This window comes from Parendozoicomonas haliclonae (assembly GCF_900174585.1).
Lineage (GTDB): Bacteria > Pseudomonadota > Gammaproteobacteria > Pseudomonadales > Endozoicomonadaceae > Sansalvadorimonas > Sansalvadorimonas haliclonae.
Genome location: NZ_FWPT01000005.1, coordinates 443,602 through 458,274, shown reverse-complemented (window position 1 = coordinate 458,274; position 14,673 = coordinate 443,602). Strand labels below are relative to the sequence as shown.

Below are 14,673 nucleotides of genomic sequence, written 5' to 3'. Positions count from 1 at the left end.
CGAGCTGATGTGATGATATTCCATCATCTATGTATTCGCTGGCAATGATACGTTTCAGCTCTGGGCTGTATTTGGACATAAAAGTAACCCCCAATAATTGGGTGTCCAACTATTGGGGGTCACTTCAATTGAGGCGCGGTTTTTTATTGGCAACCTGAGAAGTATGAAGGTATCAGGCTTCCAGAACCTCTTTGACCAGCTTGAAGTAGACAGTAAAGATTTCAGGCTCCTTGCCATCCCGCTCAACAACAAAGAAGGGCGCTTTATCGACGCCAAGCACCAGTGACATCTGCATGCCTTTGCTGGTCGGATCATTCTCATGGGCCTCAATGATTTCATTGATGGCTTTGATATGGCCGGAGCTTTCAAGCTTCTCCATCACCTGAACACACTTCTTACACGGGCTGCCATCAGCCATGATCTTCTTGACCATTGTTATTTTCATCGGGGCATCCTGTCGAAATCGTTATGTGGCGGTGATCTTACCAAGTGCGCAGGCTACTGAAAAATAACCCTCCGATCTAAAAATATAACTTCATCTTTTATTACGACATTCCTGTAGATGGGATAATTCTGTCGCTTAGTGTGACGGCGATTGCCTGATGCTGTGCACAGCGATAAAGTAACGATCACTGAATAAGTGTGTTATTGGCATAATAAAGTTCGCGTAAAGGGAGTATTGAAGTGGAAATAGCCTGTCTTGACCTGGAAGGGGTGTTGGTTCCGGAAATCTGGATTCGTTTTGCTGAGCAGACGGGTATCGAAGAGTTAAAGGCCACCACCCGGGATATTCCCGATTACGATGAGTTGATGAGCATGCGTCTCTCTCTGCTGGAACAGCACGGGCTGGGAATCAAAGAGATTCAGGCGGTGATTGCTGAAATGGCACCGATTCCCGGAGCACGCAGTTTTGTCGATTGGCTGCGGGAGAATTTCCAGGTGGTGATTTTATCCGACACCTTTTACGAATTTGCCCAGCCACTTATGCGCCAACTCGGTTTCCCAACGCTGCTCTGCCATAAGTTGGAAATCGATAATAATGGCAAGGTAACCAACTATAAAATCCGCCAGCCTGATCCCAAGCGTTGCTCGGTTAAGGCTTTCCATAGCCTGAACTATCGGGTGATTGCTGCCGGTGATTCTTATAATGACACCACCATGCTGGCGGAAGCGGAGGCCGGTATTCTGTTTAAGGCGCCGGATAATGTGATCACCGAGTTTCCTCAGTTCCCGGCTGTGCATACTTATGAAGAGCTGAAGATGGAATTTTGTAAGGCGAGTGTGCGGGATCTTCAGCCATAACCTTCTTGGTATATGCGTTCCCACGCAGAGCGTGGGAACGAGCTTTGAACTACTGGTACCCACGCCTGTTCGTTCGGGATCCCATGCTCCGCGTGGGATCTCGCTCTTAAGCCGTTTCCCGTTCCTTGCTAAGAAACGCCTCTTCCAGTCCATTCACCAGATTGCGTACCTTGGTTAATGACTCCTCGTACTCGCTGTCGCACTCCGAATCAGCAACAATCGCACCGCCACCCCAGGCATGAATCTCTTCACCATCGGCCACCAGAGTCCGAATGGTGATATTGGTATCCATCCGGCCATTCAGGCTGATATAACCCACCGAGCCGCAATAAACCGAACGAGAGTAGGGCTCAATCTCCTGAATAATCTGCATTGCCCGAATCTTCGGAGCGCCGGTAACCGAACCGCCGGGGAAAGCATCGCGGAGCAGATCAAGATTGCTGCGACCTTCCGCCAGCTCACCGGTAATAGTGCTGACCATATGATGGACATTGGCGTAGCTCTCCAGACCAAACAGCACCGGAACCTTGATAGAGCCCGGTTGGCAGTTGCGACCCAGATCATTGCGCAGCAGATCGACAATCATCAGATTCTCCGCTCTATCCTTCTCACTGTTCAGCAGTTCTTCGGCGCTTTGCTGATCCTGTTCCGGAGTCAGGCCACGGGGGCGAGTGCCCTTGATCGGTTTGGTTTCAATATGGCCGTGATCACTTAACAGCAGCCGTTCTGGTGACAGGCTCAGAACTTTAAGTTGTGGGAAATCCAGAAAGGCCGAGAACGGCGTTGGGCTGATTTCCCGCAGGTACTGATAAGCCTGCCAGGGATCGCCCTGGTAGCTGCCGGTAAACCGTTGGGTCAGATTGATCTGGTAGCAGTCACCCGCGGTGATCCACTCCTGAATACGCTGGAAAGATTGGCGGTAAGTGTCCGCAGTAATCATCTTCCGGAAAGGTGTGCTCAGAGAAAAAGGTTGAACCGCCCCTGAGCTTTCGGTGCCTTTTAGCGCATGAAGGATACGCTGCTTCTTGGTTTCGGCCAGATCGGGATGCAAGTACAACGCGCTGGTGCGGGTTTGATGATCAGAAATAATGGCCCAGAGATAAAGACCAACAATCATTTCCGGATGATGGGTGTCGTCAGCCTGTGGTGTTTTGCGCTCAGGCACGCACTCCGGTTCCAGCTGATGATTCAGCTCATAGCCCCAATAGCCTGCCAATCCGCCGGTAAAGGGAAGCTGTGCCTGTTGCGCGGCTTCATCTTCTGCCACAGCTTCCATCTGTGCTGACAGTTCATCAAAAACAGGTTGGCATGTTTCCCGGGCCGTACCGTCATTGAGGTCATAGACGGTTGTGGTTCCATCTTGGACGATGGTAACAGATTCCGGTGCGGCAGTGATTATGTCGTAGCGATGTGTGCTGTTGCCATAGTTCAGGCTTTTACTGCTGGCATGGCCGTTGGCGCTGTCCAGCAACAGGGCATATCCAAGAGGGCGGAGTTGTCCCAGCCAGTGGCAAGGGTCGGCTCGATAGGTTAGGTAAGGCACTGCCTGATCATCATTGTTCAACTTCGCAGGGATTGTACTTGTCTGTATAGCGAAGGAAAAGCAAGCGTGCCGGATTTGATGGCCTGGCATTGCGTTGTAAGGAGCAATGTAAAGAGCAGTGCAAAGAGTGTGGCAATAAGTGACAGGGCGGTTGACCAAATTGACAGTCAAAAGTGTTAAATGTGTACATTGACCGTCTTCGTCGCCCATGTTGAACTAAACAGCATAAAAATAATAATAAGAAGAAAGCACAATGACTCACTATTCCACTTTGCAAAACCTGCAAAAGGATGACTCTTCCTATAGCTCGTCCGATCGTTACGGCTCAGCGCTGAATCCCTTGCTGGCTATTCTTCTCGTTAGCGTATTTACCTGGACCCTGATGTAACTGTGCTGAACAGTATGCAGGGCTTACTTGGTTTCTCCATGGCTGTTTCCAGTGTGTCGGATGCAAGTTTTTTTTGCTCCGGTTTGGTGTCGGAAAGGGCTGTGGGAAAACGACAGAGCACCGCACGTGCGTGTTTTGTCGCCTGTGCCGCATTGTGCGGCAAAACCCTTGGGAGGGCGCGCGCCCAACACAATGGAGATAATAATAATGAAAGGCATTAAAAAGCTGCCTCTGGCTGCGGCGATCGCGGTACTGAGTGCATCTGCCAATGCAGAGCTTGTTGCTCTGGATGACGAAGTGATGGATGGCTTCACTGGTCAGGCCGGTATTACCATCGAGACTTCAGTTAAGGCTACCATCGATAAGGTTACCTACACCGATGATGGTAATGACCTGAGTATTGAAGGTATTGAACTTTCCGGAGATGGTACAGACGATACTTTGACGCAAACTGTTACTATTGACGTTGTTGAAAATAGTCAGCTTGGTAATGCTCTGAAGGCTCGTGCTGGCACAGGTGATGCTATCAAGATCGGTATGGGCGACATGAATGCTGATGTTGTAGTCGGGGGTATTAAGACGACTGGTAGTACCGAGTCTCTGGGTCGGATTGAGATCAATGGTCTGAGTGCAGAAGATACAACAATGTATGTGTATGCTCTTGAGGGTGAAAAGGGGATCGGTATGGATTCCACTATTAACCAGAGCATCAAGAAAGTGACCTATACGGATAAGGGTTACGATAGCACCGGTAAAGTAGCCGTTAATGATGATAACGGTAGTATCCAGATTCATGATATCAAAATGACCGAAATCGATATGGTCGGTACCAAGATTCAGATATTGGATCGTGATGATGGTTCTCTTCCAACTCTCAACAACTCTGGTGACGTTGTTAAGATCACTCAGCCGGCCATTGTTGATGGAAAGATGACTGTTGAAGCAATCCAGATTGGTTCTACTCAGTATACTGGTACGGACCTGGCTGGAGATTTGGGTTCTGCTTTGACTAAGCTTGACACCACGCCTGATGGTTCGACTTTGAGTGCAGTTGAGCAGTCTGCTGTAGCAGCAGCAGATGAGGTTATTGGTGGTGCCATTATTGATAAGCTGGATGTGAACTCTTCTGGTGAAGCAACCTATATCTTTACAACTGCTGGTGGGGAAGGTATCCGTATTAGCCAGAAGATGGATATTGGTGCTGGTGAAATCACTTACGTAGCAGGTCTGGCTGGAACTGCAGGAGCAGTTACTTTTGATGCTGACGGTAAAGGGGACTTTGCTGCCCGTAATGGTGACGGTGTAGGTAGTGTTTCCCTTTCAGAAGTTAGCTTCACAAGTGATCGTAGTACTACCAGTATTGATGTAACCGCTGCTAAAGGTATTGCTATTGATGGTGCGCTGACTGGCGCTTCCTTCTCTGCTCAGGATATTTATCTGGGTGGTTCAAGCTTGGGCGGACTGAGTGTGTCAGGCATTAATCTGACTACAAATACAGTCAACATCTACGCACACTAAGCTCTATGTTGTACCGGCCTGACTTGTCAGGCCGGTTTTTTAACTAAGATAAAAACTATAACAACCAGGAACTTTGTTATGGATAAAGCAACTTTACAAAAGCTGACTTTGGCAGTGTTAACAGCCGGTTTTTCTAAAGTTGTTTTCGCAATTACCCCCCTTAGTGATGAAGAGGCCCGCGAAGCGGTTGCCCAGGCATCTATTGAAGTGGATGCCTCCATCTATACCAAAATCGATGAAGTGATTGTGCGTGATGATATTGAGCCGGGTGTGCCGGGTGATATCGGCGGTGGCGCTTTATTGTTTGAAGATTTTGAGTTGGGCAACGGTTTTCTTGATTCGGATACCCCTTTTGGTCGCTTGAATATCTCTCTGGCGGTTGAAGTTATTCCGGTTTCTGAATTGAGCCTGGGGATGGCGGCAATTGATTTGGCCCAGGGAGATGTATTAAGTCAGAAGATGAGTGGTCTTGATGCGGATGTGAAAATCGGAGCCATTCGTCTGGGTGATAGCGGCGCAACGCCAAGTCTGGGCCAGTTGGTGATTGAAGATCTTAAGATTGATGAATCAAACACCTACCTTTACTCCATTCAGGATACGGCTCAGATCGGTATTGATACGGTTATTAATCAAACCATAGGCCGAGTTGAATACACAGATATTGAAACCAATGGTCTCGCAAATCCGGAAGGTGGCGGTACGCTGGCTTTTAATGAAGTGCGTATGTCTGAGCTGAATCTCTATGGCACCCGTCTGGAGTCAATCAGTGCCGAAGAAAACCCTTTTGAAAACTCTGCTGCTATCAAGGTGACTATGCCTTCATTGGATAGCGGCTTTATCAGTGTGGGTGGCATTCAGATCGGTTCTGAAAAAGATCGTAACTCTGCAGATTATTATGATCAGCAGCTGTTTGGCATGAAACTCTCCGGTCTGGAGAGTAATGGCAGTGAGCTTTATGTCTACACCCCAAGCCTGGGTAATGGTGTTCGACTGTCCCAGGCGCTGGATATGCGTATCGGTGCACTGACGATTACGGGCGGTTATGACCCTGCGGTGATTGTGCGTCGGGAGCTAAGTGCCAATCTGGAAGTGGCCGGTGCTGATTTAGGCTCTTATATCTCTGCTCAGGAATATGATATCAATGGAACGCCGGCTCCGGGTGTTGATACCGAATATGATCGTTTATTTAACAGTGTTGCTGCGATCGAGGATGAGTTAACTGGCCTGGATGATGTCGATACCGACACATTAAAAGTCCGTGCCCGTGAATTAAATGCCGGTTATGCCGCTTCGGTTGAAGAGAGTGGTGAGGGTGGCACAATCACTCTGGCCGGCATTGAGCTGGAATCCGATGCCAGCATTATCTCTATCGATATTGATCAGGATGATACGTTGGTGATCTCTGCGCCCTTGTTAAATGGTCGAATCGCTGTTGAAGATATTTTTATCGGTGATAACAGTATTGGCTCGCTGATTTTTGATGGCGTAAATATTCCGGTCAATACCATGCGTATTACCGGTAAGGAATAAGTGCAGGGTTGATGGTTGGCGAAACTGGATTTGACCTGTCGCCAAATTTTACGTCAAATGTCTGTTAATGATGGATAAAAAGAATAAAACATCATGGTAGAAGTTCTGGTTGGTAGTCTGTTGACGGTATTCGGTGTTACCACCGCAATAGAAGTCAAACCCAAAGAGCAGGGCACTGTTTATTACGAGCAGCAGGCCGGTATGACTGTGACGGAACAGGCCCATGTTGATCCTCTCAGTAATCTCAAATTCAAGAACATTGTTCGCCAGGCCTATGACTACAGTTGTGGTGCGGCGGCTCTGACCACTCTCCTCGATTATTATCTCGGCCGTAACCTGACCGAGCGTCAGGTGATGGAAGGCTTGTTGAAGTTTGGTGAGGCGGAAAAAATTGTCTCCCGGCGTGCCTTCTCCCTGCTGGATATGAAACGTTTCGTAAGGGCGATCGGTCACCGTTCCGGTGGTTATCGTGCGTCTATCAATGACCTTATCGATCTTGACCACCCGGCTATTGTTCCGATTGAGTACGCCGGCTTTAAACACTTCGTGGTGGTGCGGGATGTCTATCAGGGTCATGTGTATGTGGCGGACCCGGCAGTCGGTAACATCAGCTTTACCATTGAGCGGTTTAAAGAGGTATGGGACCAGAACGTACTGTTTATCGTGTTCCCGAACGGTCACGCACCTTTGCCGAATCTGGAACTGCGTCCGGAAGATATGCGGGTAGTGGAAGATGCCACACTCACCTATCTGGCCTTTAACGAGATGCCACAGTTTACCCAGCCGGAACAGCGCAGGGCGGATGCCGCTGCCGCTGCGGTTCGGGCGATCATAACGGATGAGACCGGCAAGACCAGTGAGTCAACCGGTGGCTGGCCGTACAAGCGACAGTGATATTTTAGTTAGTACGATGGTCTTGCTGACAAATATGACGGTGGGCTTGGGAGAAAAGGTCAGTATGTGCTGCAGATCACACAGTTATACTGATCTGCATAAATTTTTGAATGTTGTCGATCAATGATTGAAGCGAACAGCATTCACAGCAGTCGCTGCGATAAGAACAAAAATAATAAGGGCAACTCAGGATGAAGTTTTACCGAATTTCCACCTGTATCCTGTCAGCAGGTCTTCTGGCAGCCACTCAGGTCTATGGTTCTTCCTCGACAGATGACGCTCGCGCGGCACTTGGCCAGCAGGAAAACGACACCAGCCAGGAAAAGCAGCTGGAAGAAGTCTTTCAGGCCGCTGAGAAGAGCTACTCACTGTTGAAGTCAGGTGATACCCGGCTCACTTACTCCTTTGACTATTCCAACTTCCGCGACAGTCGTATTGATTTTGTGCAGGCGGCCGGTGAGAACGACACCACCATCGTCACCAACTTCGTGGAAAACTCCTCCGAGAACAGCTTTACCAATACCTTCAGTTTTGATTACGGCATCTGGGATAACCTGACGCTGTCGGCTCGTATTCCGCTGGTTGCCAAGTATTCCGATATCAAGGCGCTGGAAGGGCGGACCTACCGTAATAAAGACAAGACGGCCTATGGTCTGGGTGATGTTTCCCTGAGCTTGCGCTGGCAGCCGTTTGAAGTGAAGCCGGGTCGTCCATCCCTGACCCTTTACAGCAGCTTCTCGACTAAAACCGGTGACAGCCCTTATGAGATGAACCTGGCCAAGGATATTCCGACTGGCTCCGGTTACTACTCGCTGGGTGTCGGCGCCAATATGAGTCATGTTCTGGACCCTGTGGTGCTGTTTGGCTCCGTCGGTTACACCTACAACTTCAAGGAAACCGGTCTGGATCAGTTCCGTGGTCCGCAGGATCAGCAGGTGGGCAGCGCCCAGGATGAGTTTGTGCTCGATGCCGTCAAGCCGGGTAACAGCTACAACATGAATATGGGCTTTGCCTATTCGCTGTCTTATGACGTGTCCATGAGCGCCTCCTATCAGGTGTCGTATACCGAACCATCCGAGTTCAAATTCAAAACCGGGCGTGAAGTGGAATCGGCCGCCAGCACCAGTGGTGTTGTGAATCTGTCTCTCGGTCTGCGGGCTTCACCGACATACATTGTTAACGTCAATGCCGGATTTGGTCTGACGGAAGATTCCCCGGATATTCTGCTGGGCTTCTCTCTGCCGCTGGATCTGGATGGTCTGAAAGACGAGTAACGGTTTCACTGCCCATTGCAGGCCATCTTGAACGAAATCTGTCCGAGGCGGAGATGATGCGCAAGGAGTGCACTCTCTGCCAGAAGCAACGAATAACAAGAAGAACGCTGTAGTATGCAGACTATTGATTCCGGACAAACAGGATTATTCAGCAGGGTTCCAGCACTTCTGACCGCAGGGTTGAAAGGGCTGTGCCTGGCAGGGGCGGTGTTCAGCACTGCAACCCATGCTCAGCTGGCCCAGAACCTGACCATTGGTAGCCCGAAGGCCATGGCGCTTGCCAATGCGGTGACGGCTGATGTGGTTGGTATGGATAATGTTCACTTTAACCCAGCCGGACTGACCAAATTGAAAGGTCGCCAGATTGAGACCAAGCTGTTTGGCGGCTACATGGATATCCGGGCCAAGTTTGATGCACCTCCCGGTTATGGCTTCTTTGGTTTTGATGCTGACGATGATCCGGTCGTTGGTAAGACCAGTAAGGCCAATACGCCCGTTCTGTTTGTACCGGGATTTGGTATGGTCGATGTTCCGGTGTTGTTCTCGCCGATGAACGGTCTGTCTATCTCCCCACCGGGTTCCAAGTTTACCTTTGCCAATAATCTCTACGCGCCTATGGCTTTGGGCTTTAAGCGTGCTGGTGATGATCCCGGTCGTTTTCAGGGTGAAGAGATGGCCCTGCAGCGGATTACCTATCTTTCCCCCAGCGTCGCCTATGAAATTAATGATCGTCTGAGTGTCGGGCTATCGATTGGTTTCTCCCATCAGGCCATGGGTATTCAGCAGGATATGCGGACGCCGAATGATCTGGTGGCACTGACCGGTAACGATGCTATTCGTGAGCTCGCCTGTGGTATCCCTGGTGTGGACGTATTTGTAGGTATCTTCCTTTATATCTGTAGTGGTGAGATTGGTCCGTTTGAGCCAATTGGTGAGCTGACCATCGAGATGGAAGAACGTCTGTCTCCGACCTTTAATCTGGGTGTTCAGTGGGAACCGTACGACTGGCTGCGTCTGGGTGCGGTTTACCAGAGTGGGGCGGAGATGTCTCTCTCTGGTGATTTCTCCATGAAGTATGATCCGGAGTTCTATGAGTTTATTGAAGGTTTTACCGGTAATCGAGGGCTGCCGTCGATCTTTGGTCAGGCCTTGGTGGGTTCCACCTCCGGTAAGCTTAATGAGACTGGTAAGGCCTATCTGGATATGAAGTTCCCTCAGCATGTTGCGCTGGGTGCCAGTGTTGATCTGACCCCTAAACTGACCATGAATGTGGATGCCAAGTGGACAGACTGGGCCGTATGGGATGAGTTCAAGATTGAATTTGACCGTGAGCTGGCCGCCATGCAGTTTGCTCGTATCCTTGCACCCGGTCAGGTCTCGGCAGCACCGACCTATATCACCATGCCCCGTGGTTACAAGAGTGTATGGAGCTGGGCAGTGGGTATGGAGTATGACTACAACAGTCGTTTAAGCCTGCGGGCCGGTTATGAGAATCGTCCTTCTGCGATTCCCAAGGATAAAGCTGATGTGATGGCCCCTCTTGGGGATGCTCAGTTGATTGGTCTTGGCTTTGGTTACCAGTGGGATAAGGATTCTGTCGTTGATGTTGGTTTCCAGTATATGTGGTCTGACCAGGATATTCCGGCGGGCACCAGCTGTAACGCCAACTGTGATGGTCTCACCGATATTATTTATAACCCGTATGCGGGGCTGGATATCAAAACCAGCGTGCGCGCTTATATCTTCTCCCTGACCTACAGAACCCGCTTTTAAGCGGGTTCTGCCTTCCTGTATGGCTGTTGAGCCATTGGGTTTCCCCGAAAATTCCGTTAGGCTCTTTTATCACTGTCGTTTGTCAGAGCAATAATAATGAAAGCCATTCTGACCATTCCGATTCTTTCCCTCTGTGTTTCCGTCTCAGCGCTGGCTGAGGAACGCTGGTTCACCTACATCGATGAGACCGGCAAGGTGCGTAATCTGTTTCTCGATGACAGCTTTACCGATCAGCAAAATGAGGCCAGTAGCCGTATCTCTTTATCTGGCTATACCAGTAAGGTCGATTCCTCTGACAGTATTGCCTGGCAGGCCAACAGTCGTGGCGTAAAAGAGCAGGCCCGCCGCTATTTCTCCTTTATAGACGGCGAAGGCAATCTGCAGAGCAGCTTCTATTCCAATGTTGGAGCCTCTGGCCCATCGAGTAATGATTATGTATTGGGTTCCGGTGAGTGGGCATCCAGCTATATGGATGCGGAAGCGCTGGAGAGCAAGGGCTTTGTCCGTGATGGTGATGGCCTGCCGTTTTTTACCTGGATGGATGAAAGCGGGCAGATGCAGACCACCAGTATCAGCCCGGAACAAAGAGCTCTGGCATTCCGTCAGCCTCAACTGCCTGGACTTGGTGCCGCTCCGACATTATCCGACGGTTATGAAATTATGATTCGCCGGCCTCAACAATTGCCTGCAACCGCAGCAGGGCCGCAATTAAGCAATGAATTGTCGACAGTGCTGGATGCCGGTCGTGAACAGCGCCGTAATAATCGAACCCAGAACCGTGACCGGCAGCTGATTGAGGATATGCGCACGGGCTGCTGTCGCAGTATTGATGTGACTTCCTTTGTGCCTATGGGGCAGGGGGATGAACACTTTGAGACTTTTAATTCTCTCAGCCCCAGCTATGCCTTTCCTTCCGGATTGAGCCCGTATATTGGTTTTGTCTTGCCTTCCGATCCGGGGCGGTTATCTGTACGAATCCGAAGCTTTGCCCAGGCTGACAGTCCGGACTTTATCTACCCAACCCTGCTGTTCCTTGATGCGCATCGTGAGCCGGTACGGATGGTGACCGATGCGGTTTATCGGTTAAAGCCGGAGAGCTGGAACAGTTATGCCAGTATCGAAGGCGTGGTGCAGGTGAAGCCGTGGCTGGGCGAGCGTTATCTGGTCATTATGACCACGTCTAAAGACCGTCAGCAGCAGACGCTGGATAACCGTGCCTATGATCGTCCATTGGATGGTGCTGTGCCGAATAAGGATCAGGAGCTGTTTGTGCGTCAGCATGCGACTCAGGGTAGCTTTGAGGTCGCCTTTATCGAGCAATAGCCTGCTCACGGTTATGCTGTCTTGCGGAATAAATAGCTTTTCCGGCTACCAGTTTCTGTATGATTCCACTGCCATCAATAAAATTGTCAACAATTTCATCTTGACCTAAGCCCTGGTGGGCAATAGGCTGTAGAAAAATTATAAATTGTTGACAATCTTAATGCCCGATCATGAGCCAGCCTCAACAGCGGCACTTTCCTCTGCCGGTGCTGATGGTGTAGAAGCCCGAACCCTTTCTGATCAGCTGTTCCATGCTCTGCAACAGGCCATTGTGCGTGGCGAGATTCCAGCCGGTTCCAAGCTCAGCGAAGCCGGGCTGGCCAGTCGTTATGGCGTCAGTCGAGGACCGTTGCGGGAGGCTATTCGTCGTCTGGAAGGACAAAAGCTGGTTATCCGTACGCCCCACAGCGGTACCCGGGTGGTGTCGTTAAGCCGCGAAGAGCTGCTGGAAATCTATCAGGTACGGGAAGTGCTTGAAGGTCTGGCCTGCCGGCTCGCCGCCGAGCATATGCCGGATCAGCAGATTCAGGCGATGTATACCTTGCTGGAACAGCACAGTCAGCAGTCGGAATTCAAGGAAGGCATAGCCTACTTCCAGCAGGAAGGTGATCTCGATTTCCATTATCGGATCGTGATGGCATCCGGTAACCGTCGGTTGATCGATAGCCTGTGCGGTGAGCTCTACCATCTGGTTCGTATGTACCGTTACCAGACCAGCACCGGCGGCAACCGTCCGGAAAAAGCCTTTTCCGAGCATCGGCAGATTGTTGATGCCCTGGCTGAACGGGATGGGGATATGGCCGAGTATCTGATGCGTCGCCATATTCGTACCGCCCGTCAGCGGGTTGAACAACTAGAATTTATCGCCTCTCCTCAGTCTCAAAAGCAGACGCCCTTTTCCAAGAACAACGCTAAACAAGTCAAGGAGTCCACTCTATGAGTCGTCGTGAATCTCCAGGTCGCAAGTTCCGCGATGCTGTTACCAACAACAATCCGCTGCAGGTGGTCGGCACTATTAATGCCTATGCTGCGATGATGGCCGAAAAGGTCGGTCATCAGGCTATTTATCTCTCCGGTGGTGGTGTGGCTAATGCTTCCTATGGTCTGCCGGATCTGGGTATGACCTCCCTGAATGACGTGCTGGAAGATGTGCGCCGGATTACCTCGGCATCCAGCCTGCCACTGCTGGTTGATATCGATACCGGCTGGGGCGGGGCATTCAATATTGCCAAGACCATTCGGGATATGGAAAAGGCCGGCGCTGCGGCGGTGCATATTGAAGATCAGGTGGCCCAGAAGCGTTGTGGCCATCGCCCCAACAAGGCGATTGTCACCAAAGAAGAGATGGTGGATCGGGTCAAGGCGGCCGTTGATGCCCGTCAGGATGATGATTTCGTGATTATGGCACGTACCGATGCGTTGCAGGTGGAAGGTATTGATGCCGCTATCGAGCGGGCCTGTCTGTGTGTGGAAGCGGGTGCTGATATGATTTTCCCGGAAGCCATGCACACTCTGGAAGAGTACCGTCGTTTTGTTGATGCGGTGAAGGTGCCGACGCTGGCGAATATCACCGAATTTGGTGCGACGCCGTTGTTTAACTGCGAGCAGCTGGCCGGTGCCGGCATTGATCTGGTGCTATACCCGTTGAGTGCGTTCCGGGCCATGAATCAGGCGGCGCTGAATGTTTATCAGACTCTGCTGCGTGATGGCAGTCAGGAAGCGGTTGTGGAGACCATGCAGACCCGTATGGATCTGTATGATTTCCTGGGGTACCACGATTATGAGCAGACTCTGGACCGTCTGTTTGCTGAAGACCAAAACAAGTAATAAACAATAATAACAGGCGGGAAGGTTTAGTCAGCTTTGCCGCCAGCGTGATTCCATCCGGATATAACAAAGACAACAAGGTTCGTGAACATCTTTCATAGGCACGTTTCTCAATAAAGAGCTTTGCCCAATAAAGAGTACGAACAGGAGAATCAGACATGGCTGAAAAAAAATTAAGTGGTGCAGGTCTTCGTGGTCAGTCCGCTGGTGAAACAGCGCTGTGTACGGTTGGTAAAACCGGTGCCGGCCTGACTTACCGCGGTCACGATATCAAAGTGCTGGCGGACAAGGCTCAGTTTGAAGAGGTTGCCTATCTGCTATTGTACGGCAAGTTGCCAAACCAGGCTGAACTGGACGCCTACAAGGCTCGCCTGAAAGGTATGCGTAAGCTGCCGGATGCTCTGAAGACTGTGCTGGAAAATATTCCGGCTTCTGCCCATCCGATGGATGTTATGCGCACCGGTTGCTCCATGCTGGGCAACCTGGAAACCGAAGAGAGCTTTGAGCAGCAGCTGGACCATATTGACCGCATGCTGGCCATCTTCCCGGGCATGATCAACTACTGGTACAACTTCAGCCATAACGGCGTGCGGGTTGAAACGGAAACCGAAGCGGATTCCATTGCGGAACAGTTCCTGTGGACCCTTCATGACAAGAAGCCGGAGCCTCTGCACGTTGAGGTTATGCATGCTTCTCTGATTCTCTATGCCGAGCATGAGTTTAATGCTTCTACCTTTACCGCCCGTGTCTGTGCCTCGACTCTGTCTGATATTCACAGCTGTGTAACCGGTGCGATCGGTTCCCTGCGTGGCCCGCTGCATGGCGGCGCTAATGAAGCTGCCATGGATATGATCGAACAGTGGACGACCGCTGATGAAGCCGAAGAGGCGATCATGGGAATGCTGGCCCGCAAGGATAAGATCATGGGCTTTGGTCATGCGATTTATCGTGAGTCTGACCCACGTAATGCCATCATCAAGGAGTGGTCCCTGAAGCTGTCTGAGGAGACAGGTGATACCAACCTGTATGCAGTTTCCGAACGTGTGGAAGCGGTGATGTGGCGCGAGAAGAAGCTGTTCTGTAATGCAGACTTCTTCCATGCTTCGGCTTACAACTTTATGGATATTCCCACCAAGCTGTTTACCCCGATATTTGTTTGCTCGCGGGTGGCAGGCTGGACCTCCCATGTGATGGAGCAGCGCGCTAATAACCGGATTATCCGCCCATCTGCCGACTACACCGGCCCTGAAGGTGCCGAGTGGGTTGATATTGCCGATCGCTCGTAACGGTGCCTGGCTGAC

Annotated in this window: 13 protein-coding genes; 11 read left to right on the top strand and 2 right to left on the bottom strand. The window is 50.7% G+C overall.

Annotation, left to right across the window (positions count from 1 at the left end; genetic code table 11):
- Nucleotides 1-172: 172 nt before the first annotated feature.
- On the bottom strand, nucleotides 173-445 hold the full coding sequence (locus EHSB41UT_RS13300) for a hypothetical protein (protein ID WP_087110583.1): 273 nt from the start codon (nucleotides 443-445) through the stop codon (nucleotides 173-175).
- Nucleotides 446-684: 239 nt separating this feature from the next.
- Here EHSB41UT_RS13300 and thrH point away from each other — a divergent pair, with 239 nt between their 5' ends.
- Nucleotides 685-1,302, top strand: coding sequence for a bifunctional phosphoserine phosphatase/homoserine phosphotransferase ThrH (thrH, locus tag EHSB41UT_RS13295; RefSeq protein ID WP_087110581.1), 618 nt, complete (start codon nucleotides 685-687; stop codon nucleotides 1,300-1,302).
- A gap of 106 nt (nucleotides 1,303-1,408) precedes the next feature.
- On the opposite strand, the gene pabB is transcribed toward thrH, so the two are convergent.
- Nucleotides 1,409-2,845, bottom strand: coding sequence for an aminodeoxychorismate synthase component I (gene pabB, locus EHSB41UT_RS13290; RefSeq protein ID WP_242667308.1), 1,437 nt, complete (start codon nucleotides 2,843-2,845; stop codon nucleotides 1,409-1,411).
- Between the two features lie 253 nt (nucleotides 2,846-3,098).
- Here pabB and EHSB41UT_RS24950 point away from each other — a divergent pair, with 253 nt between their 5' ends.
- From EHSB41UT_RS24950 to prpC, 10 genes are all read left to right on the top strand, one after another.
- A complete protein-coding gene (locus EHSB41UT_RS24950; RefSeq protein ID WP_278248152.1) occupies nucleotides 3,099-3,233 on the top strand; it encodes a hypothetical protein in 135 nt (44 codons plus the stop codon).
- 207 nt (nucleotides 3,234-3,440) lie between these two features.
- Nucleotides 3,441-4,751, top strand: coding sequence for a DUF6160 family protein (locus EHSB41UT_RS13285; RefSeq protein WP_087110577.1), 1,311 nt, complete (start codon nucleotides 3,441-3,443; stop codon nucleotides 4,749-4,751).
- 78 nt (nucleotides 4,752-4,829) lie between these two features.
- A complete protein-coding gene (locus EHSB41UT_RS13280) occupies nucleotides 4,830-6,281 on the top strand; it encodes a hypothetical protein (protein WP_087110575.1) in 1,452 nt (483 codons plus the stop codon).
- A 93-nt stretch (nucleotides 6,282-6,374) separates the two neighbouring features.
- Complete coding sequence (locus EHSB41UT_RS13275) at nucleotides 6,375-7,175, top strand: C39 family peptidase (protein ID WP_087110572.1); 801 nt, start codon at nucleotides 6,375-6,377, stop codon at nucleotides 7,173-7,175.
- A 191-nt stretch (nucleotides 7,176-7,366) separates the two neighbouring features.
- Nucleotides 7,367-8,449 carry a transporter family protein gene (locus tag EHSB41UT_RS13270; RefSeq protein WP_207626634.1) on the top strand — a complete coding sequence of 361 codons (1,083 nt, stop codon included), beginning with the start codon at nucleotides 7,367-7,369 and terminating at the stop codon, nucleotides 8,447-8,449.
- 114 nt (nucleotides 8,450-8,563) lie between these two features.
- Complete coding sequence (locus EHSB41UT_RS13265) at nucleotides 8,564-10,222, top strand: OmpP1/FadL family transporter (RefSeq protein ID WP_087110570.1); 1,659 nt, start codon at nucleotides 8,564-8,566, stop codon at nucleotides 10,220-10,222.
- A gap of 96 nt (nucleotides 10,223-10,318) precedes the next feature.
- Nucleotides 10,319-11,545, top strand: coding sequence for a MalM family protein (locus tag EHSB41UT_RS13260; protein ID WP_087110568.1), 1,227 nt, complete (start codon nucleotides 10,319-10,321; stop codon nucleotides 11,543-11,545).
- 160 nt (nucleotides 11,546-11,705) lie between these two features.
- A complete protein-coding gene (locus EHSB41UT_RS13255; protein WP_087110566.1) occupies nucleotides 11,706-12,485 on the top strand; it encodes a GntR family transcriptional regulator in 780 nt (259 codons plus the stop codon).
- Entirely contained in the window at nucleotides 12,482-13,372 is an 891-nt protein-coding gene (prpB, locus tag EHSB41UT_RS13250) for a methylisocitrate lyase (protein WP_087110565.1), read from the top strand. Before EHSB41UT_RS13255 ends, prpB begins: the two co-directional genes overlap by 4 nt.
- A gap of 158 nt (nucleotides 13,373-13,530) precedes the next feature.
- Nucleotides 13,531-14,658, top strand: a complete 1,128-nt coding sequence (gene prpC, locus EHSB41UT_RS13245) for a bifunctional 2-methylcitrate synthase/citrate synthase (RefSeq protein WP_087110563.1) — start codon at nucleotides 13,531-13,533, stop codon at nucleotides 14,656-14,658.
- Nucleotides 14,659-14,673: the final 15 nt, after the last annotated feature.

What these genes read in the sequence shown, in the direction of transcription:
- EHSB41UT_RS13260 (WP_087110568.1), top strand. Translation starts at nt 10,319, where the DNA reads ATGAAAGCCATTCTGACCATTCCGATTCTTTCCCTCTGTGTTTCCGTC.
- EHSB41UT_RS24950 (WP_278248152.1), top strand. Translation starts at nt 3,099, where the DNA reads ATGACTCACTATTCCACTTTGCAAAACCTGCAAAAGGATGACTCTTCC.
- EHSB41UT_RS13285 (WP_087110577.1), top strand. Translation starts at nt 3,441, where the DNA reads ATGAAAGGCATTAAAAAGCTGCCTCTGGCTGCGGCGATCGCGGTACTG.
- EHSB41UT_RS13275 (WP_087110572.1), top strand. Translation starts at nt 6,375, where the DNA reads ATGGTAGAAGTTCTGGTTGGTAGTCTGTTGACGGTATTCGGTGTTACC.
- prpC (WP_087110563.1), top strand. Translation starts at nt 13,531, where the DNA reads ATGGCTGAAAAAAAATTAAGTGGTGCAGGTCTTCGTGGTCAGTCCGCT.
- prpB (WP_087110565.1), top strand. Translation starts at nt 12,482, where the DNA reads ATGAGTCGTCGTGAATCTCCAGGTCGCAAGTTCCGCGATGCTGTTACC.
- EHSB41UT_RS13270 (WP_207626634.1), top strand. Translation starts at nt 7,367, where the DNA reads ATGAAGTTTTACCGAATTTCCACCTGTATCCTGTCAGCAGGTCTTCTG.
- EHSB41UT_RS13300 (WP_087110583.1), bottom strand. Translation starts at nt 445, where the DNA reads ATGAAAATAACAATGGTCAAGAAGATCATGGCTGATGGCAGCCCGTGT.
- EHSB41UT_RS13265 (WP_087110570.1), top strand. Translation starts at nt 8,564, where the DNA reads ATGCAGACTATTGATTCCGGACAAACAGGATTATTCAGCAGGGTTCCA.
- EHSB41UT_RS13280 (WP_087110575.1), top strand. Translation starts at nt 4,830, where the DNA reads ATGGATAAAGCAACTTTACAAAAGCTGACTTTGGCAGTGTTAACAGCC.
- EHSB41UT_RS13255 (WP_087110566.1), top strand. Translation starts at nt 11,706, where the DNA reads ATGCCCGATCATGAGCCAGCCTCAACAGCGGCACTTTCCTCTGCCGGT.